Annotated in this window: 4 protein-coding genes and 2 pseudogenes; 2 read left to right on the top strand and 4 right to left on the bottom strand. The window is 33.0% G+C overall.

Annotation, left to right across the window (positions count from 1 at the left end):
- Positions 1 to 501: 501 nt before the first annotated feature.
- Positions 502 to 2,079 (top strand): annotated as a pseudogene (locus tag RWO85_RS09375) (DEAD/DEAH box helicase family protein); the annotation flags it as partial.
- 154 nt (positions 2,080 to 2,233) lie between these two features.
- On the opposite strand, the gene RWO85_RS09370 reads toward RWO85_RS09375, so the two are convergent.
- The 3 genes from RWO85_RS09370 to RWO85_RS09360 all read right to left on the bottom strand — a co-directional run bounded on the left by RWO85_RS09370 (position 2,234) and on the right by RWO85_RS09360 (position 4,869).
- Positions 2,234 to 2,506, bottom strand: coding sequence for a hypothetical protein (locus tag RWO85_RS09370; protein ID WP_314415516.1), 273 nt, complete (start codon positions 2,504 to 2,506; stop codon positions 2,234 to 2,236).
- Between the two features lie 14 nt (positions 2,507 to 2,520).
- Complete coding sequence (locus RWO85_RS09365; protein ID WP_314415512.1) at positions 2,521 to 3,561, bottom strand: NgoFVII family restriction endonuclease; 1,041 nt, start codon at positions 3,559 to 3,561, stop codon at positions 2,521 to 2,523.
- 75 nt (positions 3,562 to 3,636) lie between these two features.
- Positions 3,637 to 4,869, bottom strand: a complete 1,233-nt coding sequence (locus tag RWO85_RS09360; RefSeq protein WP_314415510.1) for a DNA cytosine methyltransferase — start codon at positions 4,867 to 4,869, stop codon at positions 3,637 to 3,639.
- 126 nt (positions 4,870 to 4,995) lie between these two features.
- Here RWO85_RS09360 and RWO85_RS09355 point away from each other — a divergent pair, with 126 nt between their 5' ends.
- On the top strand, positions 4,996 to 5,778 hold the full coding sequence (locus RWO85_RS09355; protein ID WP_314415508.1) for a hypothetical protein: 783 nt from the start codon (positions 4,996 to 4,998) through the stop codon (positions 5,776 to 5,778).
- A gap of 246 nt (positions 5,779 to 6,024) precedes the next feature.
- Here RWO85_RS09355 and RWO85_RS09350 read toward each other — a convergent pair.
- Positions 6,025 to 6,361: pseudogene (locus tag RWO85_RS09350) on the bottom strand (tyrosine-type recombinase/integrase); the annotation flags it as partial.
- Between the last annotated feature and the right edge of the window lie 81 nt (positions 6,362 to 6,442).

Here is a 6,442-nt window from a genome sequence, read left to right as displayed (position 1 = left end):
TATTGAAATTAAAGCGAGCAGAATTATTTCTTCATGGAATTAAACAACAAGATAAGACGAAGGCTCATTTGTATCATGCGATGCTAGAATACTATGATGCTAACCATAAAAAAGAAAGGCATATGAGGATTTTAAAATAAGAAAGCGCTGTTAAATTTAACAGCGTTTTCTTATATATCTTCTTAAAAAATTGTACACACAAAGTACAGCTAAAGTGATTTTTTTGATTATTTTATCGAAGGGGAGAGATTTCTCATATTATGACTTTGCGAGCTCAGAGTCTGTATACACACACTCCTAAAATCACCCCCAAAATTTGTATACACACAGTGTATGTACTTTTGGGATGATTTGAATTTTGGGGAATCTCCAACCCCCTGATGGGATTATACGAGATAAGAAAAGAAAGTGGTACAATAAACATACGATAGTAACTGTAATATGTTCTGTTCAAATAAATGAATTATATCCAAATTTTAATTTTGAAAAGAAGGGAATAAAATGACTTTTGATAATTTAGTACATCAGATTAATGGACTTGCTGAAACGCAACGTGATAGAGGCACATACTTTGAGTATTTAGCACGTGCCTATTTTCAAAATGAACCAACATACCAGAATGAGTTTAAGAATGTATGGATGCTAGCAGATGTTCCAGAGGAATTTGGAATACCTAAAGTTGATCTCGGAGTAGACTTAGTTGCTGAAAAATTTACTGGTGAATTAGTAGCGATTCAGGCAAAATTCTATAATCATAGTATTCAAAAATCTAATATTGATTCTTTTTTAGGGGAGCTTGGAAAAGATTATTACGAATCAGGTATTATTGTTGCTTCAACCGATAAATGGGGCAAGAATGCTGAAAAAGCTTTAGCAGATCGTAGCGATGTTATTCGTATTGGGCTTTCAGATTTAAGAAATTCTCAGATTGATTGGTCAAAATTTTCTTTTGAATCACCAGAAGTAGTAGCTGTAAAAGCTAAAAAGAAGTTAAGATATTATCAAGAAAGTGCAATTCAGTCTGCATTGAATCATTTTACAGAAAATGATCGTGGACAACTTATAATGGCGCCTGGAACTGGTAAGACTTTTACGAGTTTAAAAATTGCTGAAGCAATGGCAAGAGATGTCTCTAAGGAACAATACACTATTCTTTATCTAGTACCTAGTATTCAACTACTTACGCAAACCTTGAGAGGGTGGAACAATGATACAGAAATGACAATGTCTTCTATGGCAGTTACTAGTGATAGAAATGCTAGTCGTGGCAGTGTCAAGCAAGATGAGTCCAATCTAACAATTAAAGCTAGTGATATTGGTTATCCAGCAACAACTTCGTCAAAAAAAGTTGTTGAAAACTACTTAGAATTAATGACAAGACCCAAAAAAGAACTGTTAGTGGTTTTTGGAACTTATCAGTCAATAGATGTTCTTGGTGAAGCACAAAAAGAGGGTTTTCCAGAGTTTGATTTAATTATCGCAGATGAGGCACACCGTACCACTGGTGCAAAAGCTTTTGGAGATGAAGCATCATCGTTTACGAAGGTACATAGTGATCTAAATGTTAAGGGGATAAAACGTCTTTATCAAACAGCAACACCAAAATTATATGGAATTGAGGCTAAGAAAAAAGCAGAAGAAAATTCAAGCGTTATTTCTAGTATGGATGATGAAAATCTATATGGTAGTGTATTCTATCGTTTAGGTTTTGGAGATGCTATTAGTCAAGATATCCTAACTGATTATAAATTAATGGTTTTGGCTGTTGACGAAACAGTGGTTCAGAAAGATATGCAAAAAGCTCTTGCTGATTCAGAGAATGGTCTGAATATTGATGATGTGGGGCGTATCATTGGTGTTTGGAATGGAATGATTAAACGAGAAAGTTTTGCAGATAAGGTGTCTGGCGAACCAATGCAAAGAGCTATAGTCTTTTCTCGGACTATCGAAGATAGTAAACGACTATCAACTCAGTTTGAAAATGTTGTTAATGAATACCTTAATAGTGATGAAGGCTACTCAGTAAATGTTCGTCACGTAGATGGCAGTATGAACGCCCTTGAAAAAAATGAAGCATTATATCAACTTCCGGAAGGAAATTGGATAAAACAATGTAAGTGGCAAGAATTAAAGAATATAAAATGAACGTGAAGATACTACACATTTGTTCGTGAATTATTAGTATTTACAGATTGTAAAAGTCTAGATTTTAAAATCTAGACTTTTAATTCATTTATTCTTCATATTGATTTTCTTCTTCATCCATGAAGGCTTCAAAACTTCCAATAGGTGCAAAGTCAATGTTAATAGTTGAATAATCGTCTTTTTTTCTCCAAAGTCTTACAGAATCAGTGCCTCTCATTTTAAGCCAATCAACTGTAACAACTTGTCTATCCTTGAGCCCAAGAACATCTACTAATAACCATTGACCAAGAGCGGATTGACCATATCGTTTATTAGTTTCTGGATCAATCTCTTTGTTGCTTCCTGATTGTAATCCTTTCATATTACTTTGAGTAACTAATCCTGGAATTGTTTTACCATTGGGAAGTTTAAGGTTGAAACGAACCTCAGGTTTTCTTCGTTAACTAGCATGATTTTGTTGCGTTCTTTCCAGTCTTTTTGACGTTTCTCAGCTTCAAAAATATTTGGACAAAAGAAATCAGGAAATTTATTGTGAAATTCTCTTGGAATAGGAATATAAATTTCATTTAGTGGGCGTAATGTTGAGCTACCCTTAGATTTAGGTGCCGCATTCCACGAGTTTAGACCTGATTTTTTTTCAACTTCCTTTGTACGATAAGAATAAAGAGGAAGATAAATTTCGAACAAATCCTCTTTTTGCTTGTCAGCATCACTAGTATCTATGAAATGGAAGTATGATTTTAGTAAAAAATCAAAGGGATCATCAATGATGCTAACATCAAATTGGTTAAGAATGAGAGTATCCTTTTTATTAGGATCAAAATGTTGCCAAATTTGAGAATCACCACGTGTAAATTTATAGTCTTTCTCTCCATCAGACCATGAGAAGTTGGTATCAGTACGCTTAAAGTTTTGAAGATTATTAAGATCAACCAATGGATAGGCTGTCTCTTGGACAACAAATTTTCCAGCATCACGAGTAACGTAATGGTAGATATTTTTATCTTCAGAGAGACCTAATCGGTTATAGTCAATAATCATCCTGTCGTTTTTGATTTGCGATAATTTAAGGGCTAATTCTTCATCAGACTTCTCAAAGTAAGGGTCAATTTCTGGTTTGAATCGTTTTAATTGCATAACCTTTTGGTAAGATGGTTTTGAATTCATCCAGGTTTTCAAACCAATACCAATTCGGTCGTTACCAAAAACTGACAGAACATCGTGTGGAGTGTTACCTATATCGACGTTTTCGCCTTTAAAGACCTTAGCATATACTGTTTCTTGAAATTTAGAATCGAGATAAGGAATGGGATCTCCATGTTTTTGTCTAAAAAGATTCGATAAAGCCCCATATACCTGAAGGAATCGAATATATTCATCTCTTTCTTCTTTAGAATATCTTTCCCAAAGAGACATTAAATCACCGCTTTCAATTGTTTCTACAATTAGCAGTATATCAAAAAAGTTAGCTTAGCACTAACTTTTTTGTTCTTAATTGATACTGTAAAATTCAAGTGTTCCTTTTTTCTTAACTAATTTTAGATATTCCTCATCTGATAAGATTGATAGGCTATCTTCATAAGAATCAATGGTAGAAACAGCTTGTTCATAACTATCAACAAACTCTTTAACGTAAGATTGCCCTTCAAATTGTCCATTAATTTTTGTATAGATAATTGCAATTCTCCCGTCGCGATTCAATTGTGATTTTCCATTGCTTTCATTTAGTGCTTTGGAAATATTGGTTGCAATTCTCTTAATAACAGGTACTACAACACTGTTTCCAGCCTGTTTATAAAGTTGGCCATTAGAAACGTTTTCTGGAATTTTGAAAGATTTAGGATAACCTTGCACATTAAATGTTTCTTTAGGTGTTAACTTACGTATTTCACCGCTGTCAGTCAAAATAAGTGGAACGTTGTGACCGCCTGTTCCCATATTTGCAGTTAGAGTAGGAACAACTCCATTTTTGTTTTCTCGAACATATTGTCTACGCCACTGATACACTGTATCTTGACTAGTCATTGTCATTTTTAGATCATCGAAGAATCGTTGTTTTCCTTTTCTATAATAATAGAGTTCGTCTTTCACACCTTCGAAATCGATAATATCTCGAAGAGTTGTTGTTAATTTAATTTCTTCTGGGAATTCAAATAAATCATAGGCTTCTTTGTTGTCAAAGCCAACAATATAGATACGTTCACGGTTTTGTGGGACATTGCCGTAGTTCTTACCGTTTAAAACTTTCCATTTGATAAAGTAATTGTTTTCGGTAAGTGCTTCACGGATAACTTTAAAAGTATTTCCATGATCATGAGAAACCATGTTTTTTACGTTTTCTACAAAGATTGCTTTAGGTTTTTTTGCTTCAATGATACGGAGCAATTCAAAGAATAGATCTCCACGATCATCCTCAAAACCTTTTCGATATCCAGCGATACTAAAGGCCTGGCATGGAAAACCACCAACAATAATATCTATGTTGTCATTGCCGTCTTGGTCAACGACTTCATCAGCAGGTACAATGTGAATGTCTCTATTATCTAATTTTGTGTCAGGATAGTTTAGAGAATAAGTCTTACGTGCATATTTGTCAAATTCGTTTGCATATACCACTCTGAACTCGTTGGTTTGTTCAAATCCCAACTCAATTCCACCGACTCCACTAAAAAAAGCAGCAATATTGTACTTATTTTGGGTCTTAGAACTTACAGAATTAGTCATGTGTTGTTCTCCTTTTTAAACTTTTAGACTATAGTATATCATTTATAGGTGTAAATTGCAGCTAGAAAGCATAATTTTTGAAAATTTATTGTAGAATAAAAATAACGATAAATTATGAGGTAATATATGGTGAGTAATACAATTTACAAAACATTCAAAACAAAATTACACGAACAAGAACAAAATGGACAAAAGTTTTATTATTTGGGAGATAACAAGGCAAAAACTTATCAACCGGATAACGTTGAGATAGGTAGTGAATTGTTAAGGAGTTGTTTTGAATATGCATTTTCAATTGCTAATGAAGATAAACAACGAGAATATCGTAGCGGTGGTTTAGCTAGAAGGAATAAATTACAAATTTTTTGGGATGCATTCCGAGGAAAAGTTGCAGAATGTCATGCGAAAGTGTTTTATGAGAATAGAGGATGTAGAGTAAGTAATATTGATTTCGATATCTATGATAGAGGTGTTTGGGATCAATATGATCTGATTATAAATGATAAAATTGTATCAATAAAATCAAGTAAACATTTTAGTCAATTACTCATGCTAGAAACCAAAGATTGGAAGGATGGTAAATATTCAGGAGATGTATATGATGAAGATTATACTCCTGATTATTTTATGTTTATAAGAACACGAATTGATGTACCAAAAGAATTAGAAAGAGGAGATGATTTAAACAAAAAAAATTTGTGGCAAGTTATACAAAAGTTAACTATTACAGCTGAGATATCTGGACTACTTCCGTTTATTCATTTTATTGACCAAGTTATCAAATTTAAGTATATAATTAAACAAAAAGATATTTTTAAAGCTAGTCTAAATTCACCTGGTGTTCGTATGGATGCTGATAACTATTATGTGAAAATAAGTGAATTAAATTGGCCTAGTACTCTTATATAATATATAAGCAAAAAGAAAAACGTCATTGATGTATAGCTGTTTTAAAATTGCTTAAAATAGAACCTTATCAAACTAGGTCTTAAGAAAGCTCGTAAAGCATCACAATTCTCAAAACGTTAATCAATACGATTATATCAATGTTTACAGACATTCAAGAATTTTTTCTTGGATGTCTTTTTTTGTCTAAAAATCAAAAGTTCACCCCATCATTTTTTTTAGACTACGAAATGCAATATCTCCAACAGTCTAATTTACAGTATCTTTTGTGTTGACATAAGTCTTAGTTACTTCTTTATCACTGTGAGTTAAAGCTTCTGAAATAGCTTCGAGTGAAAGTCCTGCTTGTTTTGCAAGTGTCGCTCCTGTATGTCGCAGTTTATGAGGTGTAGCGTGTGTTAGTTCTGGATGACGTGAGGTAGTCAGAGTGTAGTGGACCGTTAACATTGCTCTTCATATCGATATAAGTAAAGACATACTGTTCATCAGATTGGATAATTCCAAATTTTGCTAGTTCTCTTTTTTGTTGCTTTTCCCATGACTGAAGTAAATCAGTTAGTTCAACAGGAATTCGGGAAATTGTTTTTTATTTCCTTAGGTTGGTATTAGTAATAGACTTCCTGCGAAACAAAAATATGATACAATAAAACTATGAATTATGAATCAA

The organism is uncultured Streptococcus sp., from assembly GCF_963521865.1.
Taxonomy (GTDB): Bacteria; Bacillota; Bacilli; order Lactobacillales; family Streptococcaceae; genus Streptococcus.
The sequence above is the reverse complement of the archived record's forward strand: the minus strand, read 5'-3'. Positions and strand labels throughout refer to the sequence as shown.